The sequence below is a fragment of the Planococcus lenghuensis genome, assembly GCF_001999905.1.
In the GTDB taxonomy this organism is placed as follows: Bacteria; Bacillota; Bacilli; order Bacillales_A; family Planococcaceae; genus Indiicoccus; species Indiicoccus lenghuensis.
On the sequence record NZ_CP019640.1, the window covers coordinates 3,220,633 to 3,245,913 of the forward strand.

The window sequence follows — 25,281 nt, forward strand, 5'->3', positions numbered from 1 at the left end:
CGTTTCTCAGTTAGGAGCGTGAAGGAAACCCTTGATGACACAATTGGCACGCTGGATCGCTTCATTCCTGGCCGTATTCGTACCGATCAAGCGGGGTACTGTGCTGCTGCTCGAGTACAGCTATCCCTCCGGTTCGAATACAAAAGTGCTTGGTGAAGCATTAGAAGAAGAATACATAGTATATACAACGGATGGCGCTGCGTTCCTCAAACCGATTGAACATATCAGCGAGCTGCTGCCGAAAATCCGGCTGTTTGTGTACACAGCGCAGTTCGAAATCCTTGTATCGACGCACGGACTGAAAAAGATCAAAAAAAGACAGCTCATGATTGAGCTGTGGCACGGCATCCCGCTGAAAGCGATGGGGTCAATGGAAACGACGGATGCCGACAGTGTCAACAAACGCTTTAATATGGATTTCCTGATGACCACATCCAAATTGCATTCCCTCCAGCTTGATGCCTGTCTGCATATCGATTTCTACCGCCACCGTATTCTTGGCAACCCGCGCAATGATTTGCTATTCCGTGAACCCGCCGGTCTGATCGGCCAGCTGCACATCAGGCAGGACTTCGACCGGGTGCTCTTGTACATGCCGACCTTCCGCCAAGGATACCTGGACCGGACAGAAGGCAAAGTCGGCCCGGATCTGTTCAATTTCGGCAGCTTGGAAGAAGAAGCGGCATTCCTGCAATGGCTGGAAGAACAAAACATGCTGCTGATGGTGAAATTGCACCCGATGGAAGAGGAAGTGCTGATGGAAAAGGTCCGCAGACTCAAATCGGACAATATTCTTGTCCTGCAATCATCGCTTCTGAAGCAGCACGGCATCGATTTATATGAACTGCTGCCGGAAACCGACCTGCTCATCACTGATTACTCAAGCATTTACTTTGATTATCTGTTGCTGGACCGGCCGATCGTCTTCACGAATGCTGACCTTGATTTGTACCGGGCGGCACGGGGCTTGCTTCTTGAACCATATGATTACTGGACGCCCGGTCATAAAGCACAGAGTTATGCTGAGCTGCAGACTGCTATTTCTAGAAGTTATGCCAACGACAGTTTCGCAGACAAGCGAAAAGAGATTAAAGACCTGTTTCATGCCCACCAGGACGGTCAGACATCCAGAAGGATCACAGATTTTATTCGCGGAAACCGGAAAATCTAATAAAGCGACGGGCATATCGGTAACCCGCTCGATTGAATCGCATGAAATCTAAAGGACCACGCTGCCCTTCCCGCTAATTCCAGTACGAATTAGCGGGCCTTTAACATGTTGCATACTGTCCGTGTAGCGTTTCCAAATAAATCGCATCGTTAATCAGCAATTGCCAACCAATCAAATTAACCATTGATGTTACGTTATCGTTTTTCCAGGGACAATATGCATAAAAACCTAGACGAACCTATTGGGCCAGATTATTATACAACGTTTTCTAACCCTGTAGAATGTAAGTTAACTGGAATAAAGCAATTTGACAGTTCTAAATATAAGTTCGGTAAAATGCGGCAGACGATAGCGCTGCCTGCAAAGCCGCAAAGGGTCATTGGATCCTTTGCGGTTTTTTTATCCTATTTAATGAATCAGCACCAAGGCCACGGCAGTCACAGAGCAGCGGATGAGATGAAATCAACAGAAACAGCAACTCGGTCTGTCATTGTTCCTCTTGATATGGGACAGGAAACGGACCCAGGAAAGTAGATGTTCAGTTAAAGGTGAATTATGTTTTGCAGTCTCCTTTGAAAAATCTTTCTCTCTTGTTCATTCCTTTTAAAGAGATTAAAAGCAATAGTCCGGTCTGTTTATTGATGAAGTGAGACCCACTCAACCAAATCAGCGAACAGGAGATGATCTAAATGCCATATGTCATAATTGCAGTCAAATTAATCATGGGATTGGCTGCATTAGTTGCAGTGGCGCGGCTGCTTGGAAAGAAGACGATGTCTCAGGTGACACCATTCGATTTTGTTTACGCCATTGTGCTTGGAGGGCTGCTGACAGAGACGGTTTACGCAAAAAACGCATCGATCTGGCAGCTATAGTTCGCTGTAGTCGTATGGGGTGTATTGATGTACGCAATCGAATTAGGGACCGAAAAATCCGATAAATTCCGGATCTGGATTAAAGGAGAAGCCGCAGTGTTGATGAAAGATGGCGAATTCAATTACAGTGAATTGCGAAAGAACGAATTGGACATGGAACAGGTCCGGTCAATGCTTCGCCAGCAAAGCATCTTCTCCATCGATGAAGTAAAAGACCTGATTTTGGAACCAGGCGGGAAATTCAGCGTGAACAAATACAAAAAGCAGGGATCCGTAACACCGGAAATGCTGGGATTGAAACCACTGGACGACCCTGTGACCTATCTCTTGGTCGATAAAGGGGACCTCGAAGAAAAGATGCTGGAACGGATGGGCAAGTCGGAAAATTGGCTGCGCGAACAATTGGAAAATCGCGGGTATCCGCCACTGGAGAAATTGCTGTACGTCGAGTGGTGCCCGGAAAAGGGATTTTCGGTAAAAACGAAACTGGATGATAAAATACAGCGGGACAAGCTCAATTAACAACCCGATTGAGGTATCACCTGAGAGCAAAAGGCAGAACTATTTTGCAGAAGGGCAATGGAGAGATTTAACCTAGCTCAACAAAAAGGAGTGTACTTATGACAACGACAAATTGGATCAGTTTATTGTTCATCATCGGCTTGATTATTCTTCACTTCAGCGAGAAATACTTGAACTTATCAACTAAGGATCCGCGCAGTAAACTATTGTCATTCGCTGGCGGCGCAACCATCGCTTATTCATTCATCTTTCTCATTCCGGAGCTTGCTCATTATAATGATGTATTGAAACGGCTGATCGGATCAGAAAGCTGGCTGGCATTCTTCGAGGAATACACATATACCCTTGCGTTTCTCGGACTGCTTATCTATTATGGACTCGATCTATTGATGAGCGCGCGGAAAAAAAAGACTGGAGACACTGGAAATGGGTTGTTCGCAGTCCATATCGCCGCTTTCTTTTTCTATAATTTTTTCATCGGTTACCTTTTAGTCATCCAGGACTTCAAGAGTTATTGGGCCATGATCGTTTTCTTTATCGCATTGGGACTCCATTTTATCGCCTCGGATCACTCGCTGAAAGCTATTCACGAGGAGGACTATGACAAGTACGGCAGGTGGTTCCTCGTAGCCGCCATTTTTGCCGGCTGGCTGACTGCAGTTCTGTTCAACCCGTCTGAAGCCTTTGCCGCAGTCGGTATCTCATTTTTGGCAGGCGGACTTCTTTTTAATACATTTAAGGATGATGTGCGAGAAGGCAGCTCCCACAATTATTGGGCATTCGCAGGAGGAGCGGTTCTTATTGCATTCCTCTACATGCTCACCCATTGAGCCAACAGCAAAGTAACCGTATTATCGATCAGCAAACACAGAAAAACCCGGCAGGTTCGCAAATAAACAGGCTCACTTCGCAAGTGTTCAAATGTGTCCTCTTTCAATATAACGAAAACAGCCTGCTGATCCGCATATGGATCAGCAGGCTGTTGCTATCGAATATTTATAAATTCTCAAGGAAAACCCGGATAACATCCGCTCCCCCGATGAAGGTGCCGATCGAGCTGCCGACATTCGACAGGACGACGACAAGCAGCACCCGGGTGACTTTATTGTCCCAGAACCCTTTCACTGTAAATACATCTTCTGACAGCCGCTCGAAATCTCCAACGTTCGGCCGGCGGAAGTAAGCCTGGGCGAACCCGGCGAACCAGCCTGCCGCAATCAGCGGATTGAGCGATGAAATCGGTGCGGCGATGAATGCTGTCAAAATGGCCAGCGGGTGCGCGAAGGCAATCGCCGCACCGAGCGCCGACAGTCCACCGTTCCATAGAATCCAGCTCATCGCCTGATAGAGCCCGTCCTGCGGATTGGTCATGAACGTATACGCAATGATGGCGATAATCGACAGCGGGATGAGCCAGCCGATGACTTTCGGCCATTTCGCTTTCGGTGGCCGCTGCGATAACGCCGCTAAATCATGTTCCCGGTGGATTTCTTTTGTGATTCCCGGTACGTGAGCAGCGCCGAGTACAGCCACCACTTTATTCCCCGGCGCCTCTTTGATCTTCTGCGCCAGGTACTGATCCCGTTCATCGATAAGCGGTGTTTTCAATTTCGGAAATGACTTCGTCATTTCCGCAAGTGCGGCATTCAGCGTATCCTGCGATTTCATTTTCTCGAGTTCTTCCTCGGAAATCTCTTCCCGGCTGAAGATGCTGTAGAAGACGGAAGTTAGGAGCTGAGACTTGCCCCAGAACCCGATATTGCCCCAAATGCGTGAAAACGTCACTTGGATATTGCGGTCTGCGAGTACAAGTTCCGCGCCTGTTTCTTTCGCGGACTCGATGCCTTGGATCATTTCCTGTCCGGGCGAGATGCCGAATTGCTTCGCCAGCCGGTTCTGGAATGACGAGACAGCCAAGTTCATCAGCAGCAGCGAGGATTGCCCGCCCCGGATGACTTTGAAGATATCCGTCTCTTTCCATCTATTCTTATCCGTGACCGATTGATAGCGCTGTTCATCCAGTTCAATGCAGACAGCATCCGGACGTTCCCGCTCAATCACTTCTTTTACCTGTTCGGCACTCAATTTCGAAACATGTGCAGTGCCGATCAGAATTACTTCTTTTCCATCTAAGTCGATTCGGGTCACATTTTCTTCGTGCATAGTTGCCGTCCTTTATTTGAAAGATTTTCTGTCTATTTCAATAATGAACGAACGGACGCCGGATTTCAATCAGCTTCCGCATGTCCGTGAGAAGTTTCTCTGTCGGCAGCCGCTTGGGGCATGCTCTTATTCCCTTTCGGGTTTGGCAAAAGAAGGGCGACGATAATTCCGATCGCACTTGCGACACCGACCGCCATGAATGTAACGTTGACGCCCCGGACAGCTCCTTCAGCTCCATAGACGTCGGGATTCAGTGCAGCGCTTGCCATAATGGTGACCAAGAGTGCCGTTCCGATCGAACCGGATACCTGGCGCATTGTGTTATTCAATGCTGTTCCGTGCGGGATAAGGCGCGCCGGAAGCTGATTGAGACCGGCCGTGGTCGCCGGCATCATCACCATCGCGACACCGAGCATCCGGAACGCGTTTACGACAGCAAGGTAAGTAAATGATGTCTCTGTCGACAGATCGGAAAACATGAACGTCGTAATGGTCACAAGCGACATGCCGCCGATTAAGAGCCACTTGCCGCCGCCTTTATCGAAAATACGGCCGGTGATCGGATTTGAAAGTCCCATCACAATGGCGCCGGGAAGCAGCATCAGCCCGGATGCCAATGGTGTAAAATTGTGCATCTGCTGCATGTAAATCGGCAGGATGGTCGCCCCGGAAATCATGGCGACGAACACGATGATGCCAATAATGGTCGCCAGTGTAAACACCCGATACTGGAACACCTTAAATTCAAGCAGCGGCTGTTTGAGCTGAAGTTGCCGCCGGATGAACCAGATCAGCGTTACTGTCCCCACCCCGATTGAGGTCAGCACCGGCCAGCTGCCCCAGCCGAAGTCGCCTGCACTGCTGAAGCCGTACAGAATGCCGCCAAAACCGAGTGTCGACAGGATGACCGATAAAACATCCAGCTTTGGATAGGACTGCTCGGTTACATTTTTCAATAAATAGTATGCTGCTACAAGATTGAGCAAAGCAATCGGAATGATGATGTAAAAAAGCGACCGCCACGGATAATGTTGCACAACCCAGCCCGATAGCGTCGGTCCGATTGCCGGCGCAAACGAGATGACGAGACCGAAGAGCCCCATCGCCTGGCCGCGTTTTTCTATCGGGAAAATCACAAAAAACACTGTCATGATAAGCGGCATCATGATTCCTGCTCCGGCTGCCTGGACAATCCTTCCTGTCAGCAGAACCGGAAAACCCGGCGCAATGGCGCATATGACGGTCCCGACCGCAAACAGGCCCATGGCGGTCAGGAACAGACTCCTCGTTGAAAACCGTTCAATCAGGAATGCTGTTACTGGAATCATGACACCGTTGACGAGCATGAATCCGGTCGTCAGCCACTGGGCAGTGGTTGCATCAATCTCGAGATCGTCCATGATCGGCGGCAATGCCGTGGCCAGCAGCGTCTGATTCAAGACAGCGATGAACGCCCCTGCAATCAGGACGGCCAGCAGCGGCACTTTATTTATTTCCTGCGGTTCAACCGCATTTGTTTTCACCATAATTAAAACCCTCTTTGTTAAACTTCCTCATGTCTTCACAAAAGAAGCAGTGTTTTTTCGGGAAACGAACTTTCTCCTTGTCTGTCTGATTATACGCATTTTCCATGCGACGGGCAAAGACCGCACTCCAAAAGGGACGGAATGCGGTCTTTTTAAAACTGACTGACATCTTACAGTTCGATTGCGTTGAATGTATCACCGGCTTCAATCGTCCCCGACTCGAAACCCCGGTAAAACCAGCGCTGCCGCTGTTCACTCGTGCCATGCGTGAAACTTTCAGGTACAACATAGCCCTGCGTCCGCTGTTGAATCGTATCGTCTCCGACAGCGCTCGCCGCTGCCAGGGCTTCCTCCAGGTCCCCTTCTTCCAAATAGCCCATGCCTTCCGCGTAATGCGCCCAGACACCGGCGAAATAGTCAGCCTGCAATTCAAACCGGACTTGGTATTGATTGTACTCTTCCTCGTTCAGCCGCTGCCGGATTTCCTGTAATTGTTCCGTCGTACCGAGAAGTGTCTGCACATGATGGCCGACCTAGTGGGCGATGACATATGCCATCGCAAAGTCACCCGGAGCCTGGAATTGCTGACGCAATTCCTGATAGAAACTCAAATCGATGTACAGGTTTTGGTCCCCCGGACAATAAAACGGTCCGACAGCAGCATTTGCCGTCCCGCAGGCGGAATCGACGACTCCGGTATACAGTACAAGAGACGGCTCTATGTATTCAAGCCCCTGTTCGGCAAACAATTCACTCCAAACTTGCTCTGTATCTGCCAAGACGACCGATACGAAATCGACAAGCTCCTCTTCCTCCGCCGTTGCTTCGTATGGTACGTCACTGGCAGGTGCCGGGTCATTACTGCCCAGCAGGACGCCCGGGTCACCGCCAAGGAACACGAACAGCAGAACGATCAGGACACTCCCGATTCCGCCCCCCGCAATTACTGTCCCGCCGCGGCCACCGCGGCTGCCGCGCCGGTCTTCCACGTTCCTGCTCCCTTTTCTTCCCCGCCATTTCATGTCAGTTCCTCCAATTCTGGTTGCTTGTCTTTCGTCTATACCCGGAATGGACGGACATTAATTCACTTTCTGAAAATCATAAACCGCTCATTGCTGTTGCGTTCATACAGGCCCGGCACTTTCACTTCACCGATCAATTTAAATGACTGTTCCGCAAACTGAATGTAATCTGCCGTCGGGAAATAAAGGATTAGTGTAACCGGACGTGGATTCTGTTCTGCCGATTCAAGAATCCGGCTGATCACAGTCATGAAAATTTGGACAGAAAACGGATTGAAAAAGTAAAACATGCTGTCCTCGGGATTGATGGGATACTCTTCTGCGAACGTCCGGATAAAATGGACACTCCCTTTTTTCTGTTTTGTTTTTGCCATATAGCTTGCCTGGTTTTCCAACGCTTCCTGATAGAGGTGACCGCTCATCTCAATACCGGTCGCTGTTATACCGAATTTGCGGTGTACATAAAAAGGCACCCGCCCTTTACCGCAGCCAAAATCGACGAAATGCCCGTCCGGCTTTAGCCCGTACTCTTCAAATAACGCCTCAAGCCCTGCATAAGGCGTGGCTTCATACCTGTTATAATGCGCTGACTGGTAAATGCCGCTCAACGTCCCGGCTGTTTTAATACGGAGTGCCCGGTCCCATTCATGTTCTGTCATGCAGTTCCCTCCAGTTTCTCCTCTTTATCCATTATACAGAGCCGCCAGCCGTCAGCGAATTCTTAAACTGAAATTGGAATGATGTGGAGAACGAAAGAGCTGATGGACCTGAAGAAGGGGTATGCAGAAAAAGCGAATCAGCGCGTAATCAGCAAATACCTGTCATTTACTTTAAAAAAATACTTCAGTTTCTATAAAAACTGATATGATTACTTTACATTGACATTTCAAATGATTCAGACAGGGTGATATGATATGAATACTGTTCCTTATCGGAACCGACTCGCGCAAGTTTATATGCTGATCATATCGGCTCTTGGCTGGGCAGCTGCTGCATACTCACTGTTTCATCTGCCTGCAATCGGAGAGCCGGTTGAACTGCTGCTTCTTTTGGCGTTTCTCTTTGTCTGTGAATTCTATCCGATGCCTTTTCCAAAAGGCAGCTCATCGCTGTCTTTTCCGGTAGTGTATTTGACGTATTTGATATTCGGACTGGAGATAACGGTCATGTTGCATTTCATCTCTGTGCTGCTGGCCGCCCTGATCAATCGACGGCCGGCGCGCATCGTGTTTTTCAATCCTGCTCAGTTTGTACTGAGCCTCCTGGTTGCACATTTCGCATACAGCGGAGTTGCGGTTTTAGACGCGGCAACTCTCTGGCCGGTCTTCGTTTCGTTCCTGATATTCATCTGCACCTATTATACAGTGAACAACGGAATTGTGGATTTCGTCCTCCTGATTCGCCCGGAGAAGTACCCGCTCACTGTATGGGCGGCGAAAACACGCGGAGAACTGTTCAGTTTCACCATTTCTCTCATCTATGGCTTCCTGCTTCATTTCCTCGGCAGTCAGGCACGGCGGGAAGCCGATATTTTTTCTTATTTCTTCTTTTTATCACCACTTATTTTCCTGTCGATCTTAAGCTCGGTGATTATCCGGCTTCGGGCTGACAAACAGCGGCTGAAAGCACTGTTTAATTTTTCGTCAGAGCTCAATAAGGCAATTCCAGTGAAGCGCTGGGAAACCGATATCCAGCAGCTGATCGGCCAGATCGTATCTTACGAGGAGTGTTTTCTGTTCCTGACGGACGAGAAAGATGGCTGGCGGCTCGCGTTTGCCAACGGCTCCTTTCAATTGCCGGAGGACCGGTATAAGGAGTTAGATGCACTTCAGCAACTGCAACAGACTACTGTCTTCAATAAACCTGATTGGATGTACGCCCCGCTTTCCCAATATTTTGAGGAAACGGTCCAGACGGCGGTGTACGCACCACTCACGCTGGACTCCGAATCGGTCGGCTGCCTGATTATGACAAAGACCCGGACCAAGGGATTTTCAGGTGAAGATGTGCAATCCATTGCAACGATCGCCAATCAGTTGGCCATCTTCCTGAAGACGCAGCTGTTATTCAGCGAAAAAGAGCAACGGATGCTGCTGGAAGAACGGAACCGAATTGCACAGGACATTCACGATGGCATCGCTCAAACGCTGGCCGGCGCTATTATGAAGCTCGATACTGCCGCAAAGAAAATAAGCTCCCGTCCGGCAGATGCCCGGCAGCTTGTCATTAGCAGTAATGATGTTCTGCGGGATGGGCTGAAAGAAGTGAGGAATTCAATTTACGCCTTGCGGCCGATGCCTACTGAAGAACTCGGATTGCACGCAGCCATTGAGCGGAAAATTGAGGAATTTGCACGGAACGGCCCAGGAGGCCCGGCAATTTCCTTCAGTGTCCGCGGTGCACAGCAGCAGCTTAGCCTGCTCACTGAAAAAGTCATCTTCTCTGTTATTCAGGAAAGCATCCAAAATTCCTTAAAGCATGCTAACGCCACAAAAATCGATGTTCTCCTGCGCTATCAGCGGGAAGAAATTTTCCTTAAGATCAAAGATAACGGCATTGGTTTTTCTCTTTATGAAGCCATGACGAAAGCGATGAAAGAACCACATTACGGCATCATTCAAATGAACGAAAGCGCCGCAAAAATCGGTGCTGCGCTGCAGATCAGCAACAGTGGTGAAACAGGTACAGAAATCATAATGCGCATACCGAAAATGGGATTGGAAGGAGCGGAGGCTGTTGATTAACGTCATACTGGTAGACGATCATGCCGTTCTTCGGGACGGACTGAAAACGATTATTTCGCAGGAAAATGATATGGAGGTCGTCGGGGAAGCGACCGGAAGTGAAAAACTGCAAACGATGCTCGAAAACGTCACCCCGGACGTCATCATCATGGATATCAATATGCCGGACATGAACGGCATTGATTTGACCAAATGGGTAAAAGCCCGCTATCCGGCTATCAAGATTATCATGCTGACGATGTACAAAAACGATGAATACTTCATGGCAGCAATACGGGAAGGCGCAGATGGTTACCTGCTGAAGGATTCGCCATCGGAAGATGTTGTCGCGGCCATCCGCACAGTCAGCAATGGTGAGTCGGTGATTCCCCAAGCAATGACTAAAAAACTGCTGTCACTGCACCAGGCGGAATCGAAACCCGAAGATAACGCCTTGACGCCCCGGGAAAAGGAAGTGTTGCTCGGGCTCGTGGAAGGGTTGTCGAATAAAGAAATCGCAGACCGACTGTTCATCAGCGACAAAACCGTCAAGATCCATGTCAGCAATATCTACCGGAAACTCGACGTCAAAAGCAGGTCCCAAGCGATTATTTATGCAGTGCAAAACAGGCTCGTGCCGCTGCTGTAGAAGGAGTACATAAAATCCCCCATGCTTTTCTCAGCATGGGGGATTTTAATTTGCCCATCAGCTTTTCTCTCGAAGTCGAGCCTGATTCTAACGAATGAAGGATAGCGATGTGCAAGCAGTCATTTTTATACTTTCGAACAAGCCAGTTTACCTGCCCTTTCACTGCTGCTAAACTCATTTTAGTGAACTACCCGCCACTTAATTTTCTTCGAAAATTTGAAGTGGGGGCTTCGGGAAAGAAAAATTCCCCTCTTTTATTGCTTGGTCATTCACAGGGCCAACGCCCCATGTCACAAGCCTTGAATTCGTGGCGTCCCGACCACTACTCAGCGGGAAAATACGTTAGCTGGAGACGGGGGCGGCTAAGAACCCCAAATTCGACAGCTTGCGGATGCCGTAGTTCTTGAGGTTGAGGGCCGCGTTATGGTCCCGGTCGATCACGGCTTGGCAATGCGCACACGTATACGTCCGTTCAGAAAGCCGCAAGTTCTCTTTTTTTGTGCCGCAGGCGCTGCACAGTTTACTGGATGGGAAGAAGCGGTCGGCGACGATGTAGTGTTTCCCTTTTCGTTCCGCTTTGTATTTGAGCATATTACGGAACATGCCGAACCCGTTGTCGTGCAGTTTCTTGCCGAGTTTCAGGCACTGCGCCAGGTTTGACAGATCGAGGTCTTCCACCACAATCGCATCGTAATCATTGGTTATCTGATGACTGCGCTTGTGAAGGAAATCGTTCCGCTGGTTCGCCGCCTTTGCCATGGTCTTTTGATAGTGTACAACTGTTTGCCGGTAGTTCTTCGAATAGACAGGCTGTCCGTTTTCATCTTTCATCGCGCGTTCTTTCATCCGGGCCAGTGATTTGTTCAGCCGCCGCTGCCGTTTCCCGATCAATTCATGGAACCGCGGGTATTCCGCCTTTTGCCCCTCGCTGTCCATGTACAAATCGGATTGGCTGTAGTCCAAGGCGGTAATTTTGGATGTGGCGACCTTTTCCACGAGTTGCAGCTTTTCAAATGGATAATCGACGGAAATGGCCACGATGTAGCGGTCACCTTCCCGTTTGATGGTCGCCTTTTTGATCAGCCCATCGGCGGGCAGTTCCCGATGCAATCGAACGGGTATACCTTCAGGGAATTTCGGAATCCGCAGAAACGTCGCGCCGTCCCTCGATTCGATGCGGATATTCCCGTTCGTCTGGTTGGTTGTATAGCTGAATCCGCCTTGCTTTTTACTGTGGAATTTCGGCAGCCCCTTGACGTCTCGAAGGGAAGGCACATAGCCGGCTTTCATCTTTTTCTGTACAGATTTCTTGTAGTGCAGCGGGCGTTTACCGTAGGTCTCGTTATATTTTTTGATGGCTGCCTGAAAACGGATCTTGGCATCGTTGTAGACAAAGGCGTCATTTGACTTGTCAAGGAAATCAAACCGATTAGTGATCGTCGTGTAATTCGGAACCTTGTAGGTCAAAAAACCGCCTGAGAATTCGATGGATGTTAGGTGTTCAACCAACCCGGCCACGTACTCATTGTAGATTTTCCGCTCACATCCGAATGCCATCTCCAGGCGCTGCTTCTGTTCATCGGTCGGAAAAATGGCATAACGGAACGCGCCTGTTATCCACCCGTCAGGCAATTGCTTTTTCGTGCCTTTGATGTGACTTCCCTTCTTGTCAGCCGCCATAACGATGCCTCCTTCCTGTTCATTCATTGCCCTTTGTATACTGGAACTCACGTTCTGTTTATGTCGAGTATACAGGCTAGTTTGACAGAAAGAAAAGAAAAAATGTCGGCGTTCGCCGACCGAAATTCATCCCCACCCTGCTCGCTCCGCTTCCCGAGGATGGGAACTTCTTTCGGAATTCGTTAAAAATACGCCATCGGTAGTACTGGGACTAGTCCATCCGGATTTTTAAAATACGCCATTAGCGGAATAGGAAATGCTCTCCAGTACCCCCATAATCAAAAGTAAGAATTTTAAACCAATTATGAAAAGAGGCGGAGAGATGAAAAGATTATTTTCCATTGTATGCACCTTGGTCCTGGTGCTATCGCTGGTCCCTGCAGCATTCGCAACGGGCCTTGCCCCTGCTGCAGCGGTCGATGACAAAGTGTGGTCTGTGCTTGAAGAAAGTGAGACAGCGCAAATTGTCATCACCTTTAAAGGAGATTCAAAGCCGTCCGCAGACCAGCTGGCTCTGCTTGAGAATCTCGGCATCGATTCAGCAATTTCAATGAAGAGCTTGCCGATTGCCGGTGCCATAGCAACAAAGAGCCAAGTGGAAAAACTGGCAACAAATGACGAAGTCCTTTCGGTTTATTTGAATGAAAAGCTTGCGTACTACAATGCGGACGCCACGCAGATTACGGGTGTCGATAAAGCCGCCGCCGACCGTACATTCCAGGAACTGAACGGCGGATTCCCTGTCTCCGGCAAAGATATCGGCGTTGTCGTCAATGACAGCGGCGTGGATGGCGCACATAAAGATCACGAGTTTGGCCGTAATCTTGTTCAAAATGTGCTCGGGCAGACAAATCTGCAGAGTATCGTAGGAATTGTTCCCGTCTCTTATACTGAAGGAGTCATCAACACAGATACGAACTCCGGTCATGGCACCCACGTCGCCGGCACAGTCGGCGGTACAGGCGCAATGTCAGGCGGTGAGTATGCAGGAGCGGCACCAGGTGCTGATTTGATCGGCTACGGTTCAGGCGCAGCATTATTCGTCCTTGACGGCATCGGCGGATTTGATTATGCCATTACCCATCAGGAAGAGTATAACATTCGAGTGATCACAAACTCATGGGGTTCTTCCGGTGATTTTGAACCTCTTGCACCGATCAACGTAGCCAGCAAAAAAGCTTATGATCGCGGAATTACTGTTTTGTTCGCAGCTGGCAACTCCGGCCCTGGCGAAAACACACATAACCCTTACGCAAAAGCACCTTGGGTCATCTCAGTAGGTGCCGGTGAAAAAGACGGCACATTGGTTGATTTCTCCTCACGCGGTACAGAAGGTGTCGGCGGCACATTCGAACTTGACGGCAAGACATGGACTTGGAAAGACGAACCGACACTCGTAGCACCTGGTGTGGATATCGTCTCAACTCGCACTGTCTCACCGGTCACTTCACTAGCCACTGAGCAAGATGTAAATACATTGGATCCCGCTCACCTGCCGTATTACACAATCATGAGCGGAACATCGATGGCGACACCGCATGTTGCCGGTATCACAGCTCTTCTCTTGGATGCGGATCCGACACTGTCTCCGGATGAAATTAAATCGATCCTGACACAGACGGCGACGAACATGCCGGGCTATGAGACATGGGAAGTCGGCGCCGGGTATGTGAACGCTTATGCTGCACTCGATGCGGTATTTAACGGCAACACGTATGGCGCAACGCTGAACAGCACGAAGGACTTCAACGCGGATGCGGTTGCAGAATCCAACACACAGGATTTTGCAGTCGACTACACAGTGAACGTTAGCACCCAGCATAAGTTTCCGGTAGCGGAAGGCACGTCTGTCCTTTCGGCTACTGCGAATGCTCAGGGACTCATTGAGCAGACTGGCAATCCGGTCAATCTTGTACTGATCGCTCCAGATGGAACGGAATACAGTTCCGGCATCAGCCTGCTGTTTGCCACCACCTATGAGCGGACAGTCGTTGTCAATGGTCCACAGACAGGCGAATGGACACTCGAGGTCCGCGGCTTGAAAGGAACAGCGGAAAATCCGATCGCCCTTGCCGTTCCGGAAACTGTCCAAGGTACGGTTAAAACAACCCGTATCAGCGGGATAACCGGTGCGGCGGATATCGCTGGACATGAAGCGGGAGAAGCGATCGCATCAGGCATCGAGAACCGCTTGTTTGATTCTTATGAGAATGGTCTGTTCAAACCGGATTCTAAACTGAGCCGCGCTGAACTTGCGACTTACCTGGTAATGGGTGCCGAGGTTCGCCAGAACTTATCTGAGGCACCAAATTTCACAGATGTTTCAGCCGAACTATCTCCTTATGCAGAAGCAGTCACAGCCCAGGGAGCAGCGTTCCGTGATTATGATCAGTTCAATGCAGGCGTCATGACTGTCAAAGCAGACGGCACGTTCGATCCAAAAGGAACTGTTTCAAAAGCGGAACTCGCTTACTCACTTGTTCAGAGCCTCGGTCTTGAAGAAGAAGCTGAAGCATTTTCAGGAGATGTGACCGTCCAATACGGTGATACACGCGTTGCAATTACTGACCAAGGGGATATCCCAGCTCACTTGAAAGGCTATGTGCAGCTGGCACTTGATCTGAATATCCTGAATGCGCAATTCTCTGTAACTCAAGGCACATACGACCTGACACCGACAGTACAGGCATCATTCAGTCCGGCTGAAAAAGTTTCGCGCGGTGATTTTGCTGTAGCGTTCACACGGTATTACGAAGTGTTCTTTGCACAATAAGAGATTGATCGAAGCCGGCTCCTGGAGTCGGCTTTTTCATTGCAACTATGGTGTATTTGCTGCGTTACCTATGAGTTCCGTTAATCTCTTCCTAAATTCATAAGCATTCTTTATTTGTGCTAAGATAAAAGAAGCTTGGTATTGAAAGATTCCTTCACGCTGAACTGATATTAGAAAAAACAAATGTGAAAATGATTCATTTATTCAGCATCGATTTGCTGGAACTCGAATGGAACAATGGCTCCAGTTTGGGAAATGAAGCATTGACAGCGATTAAGAGCTTCGATGCCTGGAATTTCTCTCTGGAGCAGTACACAGAAACGGCCTTGGAGAACACGTAGTTTTTCGATGCTCTTCCAAGCTTTCAAGCAAAATTTAAGAGGAAGGCAGATTCCTCATTAGTCCTGAAAACAGGCGCCTGATGCCTCACATCAACAGAAACGAAAAGAGAGGAAGTTAGCGATGCGCCTGACAGAAGAACGAATTGTTCCGGATAATATGGATCCGATGAACGGTATGCTGCTTGAACACATCGCCCGCTATCATTTCGCAATTTACTATTGCCGCGGCACTGTGCTCGACATTGCATCCGGTGCAGGCTATGGAACACAATTGATCGCAAAAACATGTAAAGACAAAGTCACCCAGGTCATTGGCGCGGATTTGTCACAGGAAGCAATCACTTATGCACGCGGCCGCTATCATCATCCCCTTGCATATTTCCGACAAGGCGATGCATTGGACGACTCTTTCATGGACTCACTCGGTCAATTCGATACAATTTTAAGCTTTGAAACCATCGAACATGTCCCCGATGACCGTTTGTTTTTGGAACAGCTGATGAAGCGTCTGAAACCCGGCGGCACGCTGATTCTGTCCACTCCGTTCGGCCGCGGCCGCGGACAGCCAAGTAATGACCCTTTTCACGTGCATCAGCTCACACCCGGAGAATTCCGCAATCTCTTCAGTCCCTATCCCGGGACTGAATTCTATTACCAGCGGGGCGTCCTGATCGAACCGCCGCGCGAGAATATGTATCATCCGATCGGCATTGCCTTATATACAAAAACAAGCGGCCGCTGACTGCGGCCGTCTGCCTGTTATTCACTGGAGAATTCCTCGTTCAGCCACTCTTTGAATAATTCATAATCCTGTTCCACCTGCCGCTTATAAAACAGCGCCAAATGTGAAATATCTTCTGCAAAACGGTTGATATCGCCGATCGCTTTCAGAATTTCCGTTTCGCTGTCATATGGAAGGGCATCGTCCACATCGTGGTCGGCCCGCGCATGGATTTTCGCAGTCACTTTCCCCATGGCTTCTATCGTGTCAAGCATGCTTTCAGTGCTCTGCAGCGACTCCGGATCAACACCTTCATCAAACGATGAATTTTCCCGCACATAGAAATGGCGTTCACCGATCGAAAAGAAACCAAGATACGGGTCCTGCAAATAATGCATCGCTTTTTGCGTTCTGATTACGCGGCGTCCCTGATGCATGACTTCATCCGGACTGAACAGGTCATCATAAGAGAAATAATAGCCCGTTGCGGGATAACGCGCTTCTTTTGCTTCCAGGATGATATCATCCAGGTGGTCCTCCCCTTCACCTTCAATCAGGATGAAGTAGCGGTTCAGGCCGATTGACCCTGTCCCTTTCCCTTCAAGCCGGACGGCATCTTTTATCTTAAAGTAATTATTGACGGTCTCTTTATTTTCATCCAGTGACCGGATGTATTCCGGCCAGGCAACTTCCAGCTCTTGCCGTTCCGTGTCAGTCAGTGCCTCAAGCTCTCCATCCGTCTTAAACTGACGTTTACCGTCTTTCACCGCCGTCATTTCCTTCAATTTCTCTGCAGCTTCACGCGCCTCAAGACTGCTCAGCGCATTGGCGACAGGTCCGCCTGTGTTGTTTTTGGTGAACAAAAGCGTTTTCGGATCCTCTCCCTGTTTTGCAAAAATCTCAAGCTGCTGGTGGTACATCTTCAGAAAAGTAACGATGAATTTCGCTTCATCAGCCTCACTGTAATCCAGCTCTTCCGCATACAAGCCGATGCTGACAGCCATCCGGAAGACATCATATAAATAAGATCCTAGATAGCCTTCATCAAAATCATTCGAATCGAACACCATCTCGCCCTGCTCATTCCGGAAACCGCCGAAATTATCAAAATGCAGGTCCCCCTGAATCCAGGTCGGTTTATCCTCGGGCGTATGGTAGGAAAGTGGGAATCGGGAAATATCAAAGTAAAACAAATAGGCGCTTCCTCTGTAGAACCGAAACGGATTCCGGCTCATCTTTTTGTATTTGACCGAACGCTTTTGCCGGTCCAGGCCAAGGATTTCACCATCATAATGATTCAGCACTTCAGCGATCGTATACTTGCGCAAGCGCGCTTTCAATTTCTTGGTGCTTTCCATATTCACCCTCCTTTGAGTGATTTTCATTCATCATACCATCATTGCAGGGTGGCATCTAAAGCAAGGAGTTGAACATGAACTTATCTCCTCTACGGGCACCGGCGTTTTTCTGATAAATACAGAGGGTATTGAAGAAGAAATGCTTTTGGAGCGGCGACTGTGCCAGACTGCTGGGTAAACTCGCTCTGTTCCTTCAGCTGCGTGCCGGAAAGGGAGGAGAACAATAGTGCATGAACTTTACTTTATTTTCGGCGTTTTCATCCTGCTTTTCGTGATTACGGATCTGCTCTGGACTACTTTATGGGTGGATGGAGGTGCTGGACCGATTTCAAGCCGGCTGACAACAGTCATTTGGAAAGGGCTTCGGTTCATCACCAAAGACAGATCAAAACTACTGAGTCTGGCAGGGCCGATCATTCTGGTTTCCATTTTATTTATGTGGATTTTATCAATATGGGCAGGCTGGGTCTTCCTGTTCACAGGAGATGAAAATTCATTGATTGATACCCGTGATGATGAACCGATTACCTGGGCAGCCCGAATATACTTTGTGGCATATACAATGTTCACCATGGGAAATGGTGACTTCTCTCCCAAAGACGGCTTCTGGCAGATCGCCACTTCGCTGACAACAGCAAGCGGTATGCTTTTTGTAACGCTCAGTGTTTCCTATGTCCTTTCCGTACTGGGAGGCGTTACACAAAAACGGTCATTTGCAGAAGGTGTTACCGGTCAGGGAGAAAAAAGCGAAATCATTGTAAAACAAGGATGGAACGGCAAGGATTACAGTAATATCGACCTTTTCCTGAAAGATTATTCCGCCCAACTCAGCACACTGACTCAGCAGCACAAAGCTTATCCTATCCTCCACTATTATCACAGTGAAAAAACGGAACAAGCCTCCGCGGTGGCAGTAGTGGTATTCGATGAGGCGCTGACGCTGTTCAAGTATGGAATACCCGAACACCGGCAGCCAAATAAAGTCTGGGTTAGAGAAGCCCGTTCAAGTGTGCAGAGCTATTTGAGTACCCTGAACTCCGCTTTCATCAAATCTGCGGATCACGCACCCCCGCCGGTTGACCTGGAAAGCCTTCGATCAGCCGGCCTGCCTGTAACTTCAGAAAAAGAATTTGAACAAGCACATTCCAAGCTTGAAGAACGGCGAAAAAAACTGTTAGGGATGATCAGAGCCGATGCTTGGAAATGGCCCGCTGAACAGCAATGAACTCAGAAGGCATCACGCCAGCCCAGCAGAAATGGAGGTGGACACACATGAAGAAGTATCTATTCGTTTTAACGCTATTTACAGCTTCACTGACAGCTGCCGGATGCGGCGAGACAGAGGAAGTCCCTGAAGAAGAAGTCACTGAGGAAGAAGTAATTGAGACAGACGGAAGTCCCCTGGAAGATCCGGATGCTGAAGCTGTAGAAGAACCGATCGAAGAAACGGAAGAAGAGACAGTGGAAGAAGAAACGGATGAAGTATTGGAGGATGCGCCGCCGGTTGAGGAGTAATTTACCTGTGCGCTATTTAAAACCGTGCCGGTCTCATGCCGAAAATACACAGCTTCTTTTCTACAACATAGAAGAGGGGCTGTGTATTTTACTTGCCCGGTAATTTATCTATTACTCCTTTATGCCTCTCAACGTCTCTTTTGAGCTGTCTTCTTCCTTTTTGACAATTGACAGTGAACCGTTTCCTTTGAGCACGATCGCTTCCACTTCATCCAATGAACTCATTCCATGTTTTCGCACTTTTGCATACAGATCCTCGATACGGATCTGCTGCTTCTGCATCTGTTTTTCATTGAACCGGCCGTCAGCATACAAAAAAGCGGGAGAAGCTTTAATAAGATCAGCAATTGCATTGAAATTTGTCGTTAACTTCGCTACGATAAACTGCAGCAGAGTCAGCATGAATAAAATGACTGCTCCCTCCGCAAACGAAACCTTGTCATTCGTCAGAACACTTCCCAGTGTCGCGTCATATGTAATGGTGATGATGAAATTGAAAATGTTTATTTTAGTGAGAGTGCGCTTTTCGAATAGCCGCAGCAGCAGAATCAGAAAGGGATATGCCAGCAGGCCATGAAGAAGGCGCGCATGAGACTGTTCCAGCCGTCAAACACTAATGTATCAAGCATACATATCCCTCCTTTTGATATAATTCTGCAGAAAACATCCTAGCCCAATGAGACTTGAAAAGTTCCATTTAAATCAATCGGCAGAGCTGAACACGCCCGAATCACCCTTATTTTGAGTTTTCCTCTTCATCCTTACCATCCGGCCAGGGCCGTGCATCAAGTTTTACCAGTGAATAAAGAGATTTGCGACGGTCATTCAACTTATCGAGCGCATTCAGAAACTTTTCATCAGCCACTGTCGGCAGCCCTTTCTCTCTAAGATGGGCTAGATTCGGATGTGGGGGAACCGAACTTTCAGACCCATCAATTTTTGCCGGCAACGCTTCCAAATAGCTTTTAATGCCGGAACGGGTGTCTTCCAGGAGGAAGCGGTTCGACTGATGGGTCTCCGGTACGCCAAACTCCAGAATAGTCAATGCTTCATCCAGCACGGTAACACCAATAGAAGCCGCTTTTGTCAAGTCCAAACTATGATAGTAATGAAGAATTGGAAAAGCCCGATGCTGTGAAGCAAGGGTGCCTAATTGGGAGATCGCTGAATTCAAGAGGAGATCAATATCACGAAAATCCTGTCCGTTCCACGCTTTCCCCGCAACTTCATGTCCTGATTGTCCGATACCTGTAATACCAGAAGCGAAGGAGCGTTGGGTTGTCACAGCTCCGAGGATTGATAAGATATACGTAACTCCGAGTGTGATAAAAAGCATTCCGTTCCCGGATGCAATAGCTGTTGCAACCTGCCAGGGACCTTCCTTCGGTACATAATCTCCGACGCCTAATGTAAAAACCGTAAAACCAGTGAAATACACGAGTTCCCTTAACTCGGTCGGCAAATTATCCTGCGTATCGATGACTGCCTGGTCTCCGCCCATAAACAGCAGCAGCCAGCCGAGCCAGAGTAGCAGAATCCATCCTACAAGTGTCAATGTCAGAATGACCGGCCCCGCTAAGCTGAGTATCCGGCTATGTTTTCTTCCAATTGTCCGGATGAATTTCCATGTATACACCGCAATCCGATTAGAGACAGGTCCTGCTCCTCCTTCCACCTAAATTGTCGTTATAAATATATCTGCTGTAACAAGCAGCAGAATTAATAATCCGCTTATGAAAAAGAAAACTTCCATATTCCTCCTCCCTTTCAGAATACCTTTTTCCTTTTTTCTTTTAATTCCCTTGGATTCCAGCCACCAGCGGATTGCCCGCTTGCCGTAAGACACGGGCAATGACAAACCGAATTTTCATGGGGATTACTGTGAGACATAAACCAGAAGGCCACAGGACTGAAAATCCCTCAAGCATGGACAATTCAACTTTCCCTGGCTTCTTGCTTACCGCCTTCTCCTGCTTCCTGCCTTTCTCTCTTCAGCGCAAGCCCCATTGATAAACAGACGACCAGCAGGATGAAGGCGAAAGGAAGTGCCACAATAACGGAGGCGGCTTGCAGGGCTTCTAAACCTCCGCTGAGCAGCAATGTTGCTGCAATTCCAATGATGCCGGCTCCCCATGCAGCTTGGATTTTTTTACTCGGCTTCAACGTTCCGGCCGAAGACAGCACACCGAGTACATAAGTGGCTGAAACAGCGGAAGTCACGAAAAAAATGATGATCAGCACAAGGGCCAGAATACTGAGCGCAAATCCGAAAGGCAATTCATCCAGTAACAGGAATAATGCGATTTCCGGCGTATTTTGTGCCTTAGCCGCAATATCCGCAGCGCCACTGCGTTCTAAATAGATAGCGGTTCCGCCGAAAACGACAAACCAGAAAGCCCCGAGCAAAGCCGGGACAAGCAAGGCACCCAGCACAAACTCCCGGATGGTCCGTCCTCTTGAGACACGGGCGATGAACATGCCGACAAACGGCGCCCAGGCAATGAGCCAGCCCCAGTAAAAGAATGTCCATTCCGCCTGCCAATTTGTATCGCGGTTCGGGTGCAATTCCAGACTTAAATATGCATAATCTCTAATATACGTACCGAGAGAGACGAAAAAATCACCGATCAGCCGGACAGTGGGACCAAACAAAAATACGGCCAGCAGAAGCAGTGCGGCAAGTGCCAAGTTAGCATTGCTTAACCGCCGCATGCCTTTATCGATACCGGCAAAGACAACACCGATAAAGACAACGCCGACTACGCCTGTAATTATAAGTTGAACCATTACGGAATTCGGAGTGCCGAACACCTCGCTTATGCCGCCGCTCATCTGCATGGCACTAAAACCGAAGGTAGTCGCAATTCCTACAGTCGTCGCCACTGTGGCGATAATGTTGACTGTCTTGCCGAGCGGTCCATCGACCTTGTTGCCCAACACCGGCCTCAGCGTTTCACTGATCAGGCTGGGCTTGTTTTTCCGGAATTTAAAATAAGCGATCGCTATGCCGACAACCGCATAAATCGCCCATGGTTGGATTCCCCAATGAAAAATACTGTAAACGAGTGAAGCCCGGGCAGCTTCCACAGTACGGCCTTCCACACCGGGAGGCGGCTCGATATAATGCAGAATCGGTTCTGCTGTCCCCCAAAACACAAGACCGACGCCCATACCGGCGGCAAAAAGCATGCCGATCCATGACAGAAACGAATAATTCGGTTCGCTATCGTCGCTCCCCAGCTTCACGTCCTGGTTTCTGCCGAACGCCAGATAAATACTGAACACTACAAAAACCGCAGTCGTCATCACATAGAACCACCCCAAATTGGTGGTGACCCATTGAAGCCCTGCACTGGTTACGCTGTTGAAATTATCAGTCGCAAAGACACCCCAGGCTACGATGACCGCAACAATCAAAATTGATAAATAGAAGACGGATCCCGGTTTCTTCTTTTTTAAAGCAGTCATATAATCCCCTTTCTCTTTATTGGTATAAAACAAGGTTTGTTAAACAGCATTATTGAAAGCGAAGATGATTCCCAAAACCGCTTCCTTTTCACCTATAAACGAAAAAGGACACATTGCGAATGGAAATGCATCCATGAAAAGTATTTGCTGAAATCCCAGCTTTACTTATTTCCCCCTTTCTTAGAAATTAAGTCATTCCCCCTTCTTTAGTTTCATCAGACTTTCGAGTTCCATTATCAGGCATAACATAAAAGTGATATCAACGGTATAAAACGGTTGCTTCCGATTCAATTCATCATAAACATAGAGACCACATTCCTTTTCGTCCTTACCTTTTATACGAACCTGGAAGTGGCGCCGTTTTACGGGATAGGAACAGTGAGAAGCAATCATCTTTGCCCTCCTTGAGCGTTCTGTATACACGGTCTTTAATCCAACATATATAATAACAGCCCGTAAGAACCCCTCCGGTTCAATAAAGCAAAAAAGACCATCATGGATGGCCAGTCTTCGCTGACTTTCCCGAATAACCCTTCTTCCTCGGTCATTAACGAAAATCCCTTGATTCTTCACGATATTGGCTCATAAGCCGATAACCTGCCAACGACCCCAGAATGACCGCCAGTCCGACCAATACGTTCTTCATCTGCAATTTCCTCCTCATTTTGCCGTCTTCGTCCCGGCTGCAGCCGGAACGATCAGAACGGCCGCAGTTTTCCTTTTTTCAGTACCAGTTTTGGTCCGCCCATGAGGTAAAGGGAGCGGTTATCTACAATTTTCTTCATTGCCGCAGCCTGTTTGCCTTTCAGTTTGACACCGGTGAATACATTGCCGATGCCGTCTGAATTGCCGAGTGATGCGACTGTTCCCTTGTCATCAAACACAAATTCCTTCAGCGCCCGGCCGGTGAGCAGCGCCTGCAGGTTCGCCGCCACCGTATCTGCTTCCTGCATCGCCAGCTGGGCAGTCGGCGGATAGGGCCGGTCCGCTTCCTTATTCCAGACCCACGAACAGTCACCGATCACAAATATATTCTCTTCGCCCGCAAGGCGCAGATCACCATTGACATTGACCTTTCCTTTTGTCAGTTCAAAGCCGGATTTTTCCAAAACCGGACTGCCTTTAACGCCGCCGGTCCAGACGATCGTGCCCGCTTTGATCAATTCCTTTTCGTCACCGACGATAAATCCTTCCGGTGTACATTCTGAAATCGCAGCGCCGGTCCTGATTTCGACACCACGGTCTTCAAGTGATTTCCTTGCATATTCCACAAGCTCTTCATCGAACATTGGAAGAATCGACGGTGACGCTTCCACATTGATAATCCGGGCTTTGCTGCGGTCTATGTCATATTCCTTGCAGAGTTCCGGCACCCGTTCTGCCAGTTCACCCACAAATTCGATGCCGGTGAACCCGGCACCGCCGACCAAAATATTCAGGTTTTCTTCATCAGCGGCCGGATCACTTCGGTATTTTGCGAATTGATACTCTAGATGTTCGCTGATCAGCCGGCTCGAATCAATATCTTCGATTGCGAATGCATTTTCCGCCATGCCCTTAATGCCGAAATCATTGGATTTCCAGCCGAGCGCAATAACCAAGTAATCATATGTGAGTTCGTCATTCTCCAAAATGACCCGGTTCTCATCCTTTCTGATTTCCACTACCGTGTCATAAATCAGCGTGGCCTTGTCCGGACTGATCACATCGCTGATCATGACGCGGGCCGAATTCGGCGAACGCGTTCCGGCAGCCACTTCGTGCAGCCAAGTCGCCTCATAATGGTAATTATGCTTATTGACCAGCACGATTTCCGCTTGCTCAGATGACAATGTCCCGATTAATCTCCTTGCGGTTGTCAGGCCGGCATAGCCTGCCCCAAGGATGACGATTTTCGGTCTAGCACTCATTACATCTCCGCCTTTCTTCTATATATTAATTAACAGTAAAAGCCGATAGGACCCGACGCTTAACCTGGACGCCGCTTTCCTTCCCGAATCGGGGTATTCATTTATCGTACCAGAGTCCGTCATATTGTGCGAAAGTACAGAATAATATCGATTACCAAATCAGCTGTTCGCCAATACTTATAACCATCACTGTACTTATTTCCTATGAGTGACCCCGATAAACAGATTGGAATGATTGTATACCAGAGATCATAATTATCAATAACTTCTTTAATTGACCATAACTCGTCAATATTAAAGAATATTCTGTCTAAAAAAGCCCGAGTAGATTATAATAAAAGCAGTACATCCCGATAAGTAAATGCCAAGAAAAAGATATTCATAAGGTCGGACGCACCACTGATACACGGCCCGGAAATGGAGGAGGAAGATGAATGTACAACAAAATTTTACTGGCTTCTGACGGTTCCGCCCATGCTGAGCGTGCTGCAAAGGCTGCGATCAACCTGGCACTGCCTGAAAAATCATCAGTCACCGTCTTATATGTTTGGGATTCGTCAAAGTCAAAAAAGGAAATCGCTGTCAGGAATGACGCTGACACTTTACAGGAAATCAGAGAAAGCCGGCTGGCCGGTACTGTGCAAATACTGGAGCGGGCCGGGCTTTCCTACAGCATTGAACTGACTGAAGGCGAACCCGGTCCAGCCATTGTTTCCTTTGCCAATGCCCGGGATTTCGACATTCTTGTCATGGGCAGCAGAGGACTGAATGCATTTCAGGAAATGGTGCTGGGCAGTGTCAGCCACAAAGCCATCAAACGGGTATCCTGCCCGATTCTGATTGTAAAATAATCATGAATATCAA

Annotated in this window: 21 protein-coding genes and 1 pseudogene; 12 read left to right on the plus strand and 10 right to left on the minus strand. The window is 48.5% G+C overall.

The window, feature by feature from the left end; translation table 11 throughout:
- Positions 1-34 precede the first annotated feature (34 nt).
- The 4 genes from B0X71_RS16320 to B0X71_RS16340 all read left to right on the plus strand — a co-directional run bounded on the left by B0X71_RS16320 (position 35) and on the right by B0X71_RS16340 (position 3,398).
- Positions 35-1,171 (plus strand): CDP-glycerol glycerophosphotransferase family protein, encoded by a 1,137-nt coding sequence (locus B0X71_RS16320; protein ID WP_077590418.1) that lies wholly within the window; start codon positions 35-37, stop codon positions 1,169-1,171.
- Between the two features lie 689 nt (positions 1,172-1,860).
- Positions 1,861-2,046, plus strand: coding sequence for a DUF421 domain-containing protein (locus B0X71_RS16330; RefSeq protein ID WP_077590420.1), 186 nt, complete (start codon positions 1,861-1,863; stop codon positions 2,044-2,046).
- A 27-nt stretch (positions 2,047-2,073) separates the two neighbouring features.
- Positions 2,074-2,568 carry a DUF421 domain-containing protein gene (locus B0X71_RS16335; RefSeq protein WP_077590421.1) on the plus strand — a complete coding sequence of 165 codons (495 nt, stop codon included), beginning with the start codon at positions 2,074-2,076 and terminating at the stop codon, positions 2,566-2,568.
- Positions 2,569-2,666: 98 nt separating this feature from the next.
- Positions 2,667-3,398 (plus strand): hypothetical protein, encoded by a 732-nt coding sequence (locus B0X71_RS16340; protein WP_077590422.1) that lies wholly within the window; start codon positions 2,667-2,669, stop codon positions 3,396-3,398.
- A 166-nt stretch (positions 3,399-3,564) separates the two neighbouring features.
- Here the strand turns inward: B0X71_RS16340 and B0X71_RS16345 are convergent, their stop codons facing one another.
- The 4 genes and pseudogenes from B0X71_RS16345 to B0X71_RS16360 form a co-directional block, all read right to left on the minus strand.
- The gene (locus tag B0X71_RS16345) at positions 3,565-4,731 is read right to left on the minus strand and encodes a TraB/GumN family protein (RefSeq protein WP_077590423.1); all 1,167 of its coding nucleotides are present in this window, start codon (positions 4,729-4,731) and stop codon (positions 3,565-3,567) included.
- 65 nt (positions 4,732-4,796) lie between these two features.
- Entirely contained in the window at positions 4,797-6,257 is a 1,461-nt protein-coding gene (locus B0X71_RS16350; RefSeq protein WP_077590424.1) for an MDR family MFS transporter, read from the minus strand.
- Between the two features lie 170 nt (positions 6,258-6,427).
- A pseudogene (gene ypfJ, locus B0X71_RS16355) lies at positions 6,428-7,279 on the minus strand (KPN_02809 family neutral zinc metallopeptidase).
- A 62-nt stretch (positions 7,280-7,341) separates the two neighbouring features.
- Positions 7,342-7,938 (minus strand): class I SAM-dependent methyltransferase, encoded by a 597-nt coding sequence (locus B0X71_RS16360; RefSeq protein ID WP_077590425.1) that lies wholly within the window; start codon positions 7,936-7,938, stop codon positions 7,342-7,344.
- Positions 7,939-8,193: 255 nt separating this feature from the next.
- Here B0X71_RS16360 and B0X71_RS16365 point away from each other — a divergent pair, with 255 nt between their 5' ends.
- Together B0X71_RS16365 and B0X71_RS16370 are read left to right on the plus strand one after the other, a co-directional pair.
- Entirely contained in the window at positions 8,194-10,023 is a 1,830-nt protein-coding gene (locus B0X71_RS16365) for a GAF domain-containing sensor histidine kinase (protein WP_232336721.1), read from the plus strand.
- The gene (locus B0X71_RS16370) at positions 10,016-10,651 is read left to right on the plus strand and encodes a response regulator (protein WP_077590426.1); all 636 of its coding nucleotides are present in this window, start codon (positions 10,016-10,018) and stop codon (positions 10,649-10,651) included. The genes B0X71_RS16365 and B0X71_RS16370 overlap by 8 nt, the downstream gene beginning before the upstream one ends.
- A gap of 342 nt (positions 10,652-10,993) precedes the next feature.
- On the opposite strand, the gene B0X71_RS16375 is transcribed toward B0X71_RS16370, so the two are convergent.
- Entirely contained in the window at positions 10,994-12,331 is a 1,338-nt protein-coding gene (locus B0X71_RS16375; protein ID WP_198038641.1) for an RNA-guided endonuclease InsQ/TnpB family protein, read from the minus strand.
- A 322-nt stretch (positions 12,332-12,653) separates the two neighbouring features.
- Here B0X71_RS16375 and B0X71_RS16380 point away from each other — a divergent pair, with 322 nt between their 5' ends.
- The 3 genes from B0X71_RS16380 to B0X71_RS16385 all read left to right on the plus strand — a co-directional run bounded on the left by B0X71_RS16380 (position 12,654) and on the right by B0X71_RS16385 (position 16,187).
- Complete coding sequence (locus B0X71_RS16380) at positions 12,654-15,104, plus strand: S8 family serine peptidase (protein ID WP_077590428.1); 2,451 nt, start codon at positions 12,654-12,656, stop codon at positions 15,102-15,104.
- Between the two features lie 185 nt (positions 15,105-15,289).
- Positions 15,290-15,445, plus strand: coding sequence for a hypothetical protein (locus B0X71_RS21040; protein ID WP_156889898.1), 156 nt, complete (start codon positions 15,290-15,292; stop codon positions 15,443-15,445).
- Positions 15,446-15,566: 121 nt separating this feature from the next.
- Positions 15,567-16,187, plus strand: a complete 621-nt coding sequence (locus tag B0X71_RS16385; RefSeq protein WP_077590429.1) for a class I SAM-dependent methyltransferase — start codon at positions 15,567-15,569, stop codon at positions 16,185-16,187.
- A 17-nt stretch (positions 16,188-16,204) separates the two neighbouring features.
- Here the strand turns inward: B0X71_RS16385 and B0X71_RS16390 are convergent, their stop codons facing one another.
- A complete protein-coding gene (locus B0X71_RS16390) occupies positions 16,205-17,524 on the minus strand; it encodes a DUF2252 domain-containing protein (RefSeq protein WP_077590430.1) in 1,320 nt (439 codons plus the stop codon).
- A 226-nt stretch (positions 17,525-17,750) separates the two neighbouring features.
- On the opposite strand from B0X71_RS16390, the gene B0X71_RS16395 reads away from it, so the two are divergent.
- Positions 17,751-18,749 carry a potassium channel family protein gene (locus B0X71_RS16395; protein ID WP_077590431.1) on the plus strand — a complete coding sequence of 333 codons (999 nt, stop codon included), beginning with the start codon at positions 17,751-17,753 and terminating at the stop codon, positions 18,747-18,749.
- A 47-nt stretch (positions 18,750-18,796) separates the two neighbouring features.
- Entirely contained in the window at positions 18,797-19,039 is a 243-nt protein-coding gene (locus tag B0X71_RS16400; protein ID WP_077590432.1) for a hypothetical protein, read from the plus strand.
- Positions 19,040-19,150: 111 nt separating this feature from the next.
- Here B0X71_RS16400 and B0X71_RS16405 read toward each other — a convergent pair whose 3' ends face one another.
- The 4 genes from B0X71_RS16405 to B0X71_RS16425 all read right to left on the minus strand — a co-directional run bounded on the left by B0X71_RS16405 (position 19,151) and on the right by B0X71_RS16425 (position 24,417).
- A complete protein-coding gene (locus B0X71_RS16405) occupies positions 19,151-19,441 on the minus strand; it encodes a YetF domain-containing protein (protein ID WP_077590433.1) in 291 nt (96 codons plus the stop codon).
- A 334-nt stretch (positions 19,442-19,775) separates the two neighbouring features.
- On the minus strand, positions 19,776-20,714 hold the full coding sequence (locus B0X71_RS16410; protein WP_156889899.1) for an ion channel: 939 nt from the start codon (positions 20,712-20,714) through the stop codon (positions 19,776-19,778).
- A gap of 260 nt (positions 20,715-20,974) precedes the next feature.
- On the minus strand, positions 20,975-22,507 hold the full coding sequence (locus B0X71_RS16415; protein WP_077590435.1) for a BCCT family transporter: 1,533 nt from the start codon (positions 22,505-22,507) through the stop codon (positions 20,975-20,977).
- A 698-nt stretch (positions 22,508-23,205) separates the two neighbouring features.
- Entirely contained in the window at positions 23,206-24,417 is a 1,212-nt protein-coding gene (locus tag B0X71_RS16425) for an NAD(P)/FAD-dependent oxidoreductase (protein ID WP_077590437.1), read from the minus strand.
- Positions 24,418-24,851: 434 nt separating this feature from the next.
- Between B0X71_RS16425 and B0X71_RS16430 the strand changes: the two genes are divergently transcribed.
- A complete protein-coding gene (locus B0X71_RS16430; RefSeq protein ID WP_077590438.1) occupies positions 24,852-25,268 on the plus strand; it encodes a universal stress protein in 417 nt (138 codons plus the stop codon).
- Positions 25,269-25,281: the final 13 nt, after the last annotated feature.

Excerpts from the sequence above, each read along its gene's own strand:
- B0X71_RS16415 (WP_077590435.1), bottom strand. The coding sequence starts at position 22,507 with ATGACTGCTTTAAAAAAGAAGAAACCGGGATCCGTCTTCTATTTATCA.
- B0X71_RS16385 (WP_077590429.1), top strand. The coding sequence starts at position 15,567 with ATGCGCCTGACAGAAGAACGAATTGTTCCGGATAATATGGATCCGATG.
- B0X71_RS16425 (WP_077590437.1), bottom strand. The coding sequence starts at position 24,417 with ATGAGTGCTAGACCGAAAATCGTCATCCTTGGGGCAGGCTATGCCGGC.
- B0X71_RS16405 (WP_077590433.1), bottom strand. The coding sequence starts at position 19,441 with ATGCTGACTCTGCTGCAGTTTATCGTAGCGAAGTTAACGACAAATTTC.
- B0X71_RS16380 (WP_077590428.1), top strand. The coding sequence starts at position 12,654 with ATGAAAAGATTATTTTCCATTGTATGCACCTTGGTCCTGGTGCTATCG.
- B0X71_RS16375 (WP_198038641.1), bottom strand. The coding sequence starts at position 12,331 with ATGGCGGCTGACAAGAAGGGAAGTCACATCAAAGGCACGAAAAAGCAA.
- B0X71_RS16335 (WP_077590421.1), top strand. The coding sequence starts at position 2,074 with ATGTACGCAATCGAATTAGGGACCGAAAAATCCGATAAATTCCGGATC.
- B0X71_RS16345 (WP_077590423.1), bottom strand. The coding sequence starts at position 4,731 with ATGCACGAAGAAAATGTGACCCGAATCGACTTAGATGGAAAAGAAGTA.
- B0X71_RS16330 (WP_077590420.1), top strand. The coding sequence starts at position 1,861 with ATGCCATATGTCATAATTGCAGTCAAATTAATCATGGGATTGGCTGCA.
- B0X71_RS16365 (WP_232336721.1), top strand. The coding sequence starts at position 8,194 with ATGAATACTGTTCCTTATCGGAACCGACTCGCGCAAGTTTATATGCTG.
- B0X71_RS16340 (WP_077590422.1), top strand. The coding sequence starts at position 2,667 with ATGACAACGACAAATTGGATCAGTTTATTGTTCATCATCGGCTTGATT.
- B0X71_RS16360 (WP_077590425.1), bottom strand. The coding sequence starts at position 7,938 with ATGACAGAACATGAATGGGACCGGGCACTCCGTATTAAAACAGCCGGG.
- B0X71_RS16400 (WP_077590432.1), top strand. The coding sequence starts at position 18,797 with ATGAAGAAGTATCTATTCGTTTTAACGCTATTTACAGCTTCACTGACA.
- B0X71_RS16350 (WP_077590424.1), bottom strand. The coding sequence starts at position 6,257 with ATGGTGAAAACAAATGCGGTTGAACCGCAGGAAATAAATAAAGTGCCG.
- B0X71_RS16320 (WP_077590418.1), top strand. The coding sequence starts at position 35 with ATGACACAATTGGCACGCTGGATCGCTTCATTCCTGGCCGTATTCGTA.
- B0X71_RS16430 (WP_077590438.1), top strand. The coding sequence starts at position 24,852 with ATGTACAACAAAATTTTACTGGCTTCTGACGGTTCCGCCCATGCTGAG.
- B0X71_RS16390 (WP_077590430.1), bottom strand. The coding sequence starts at position 17,524 with ATGGAAAGCACCAAGAAATTGAAAGCGCGCTTGCGCAAGTATACGATC.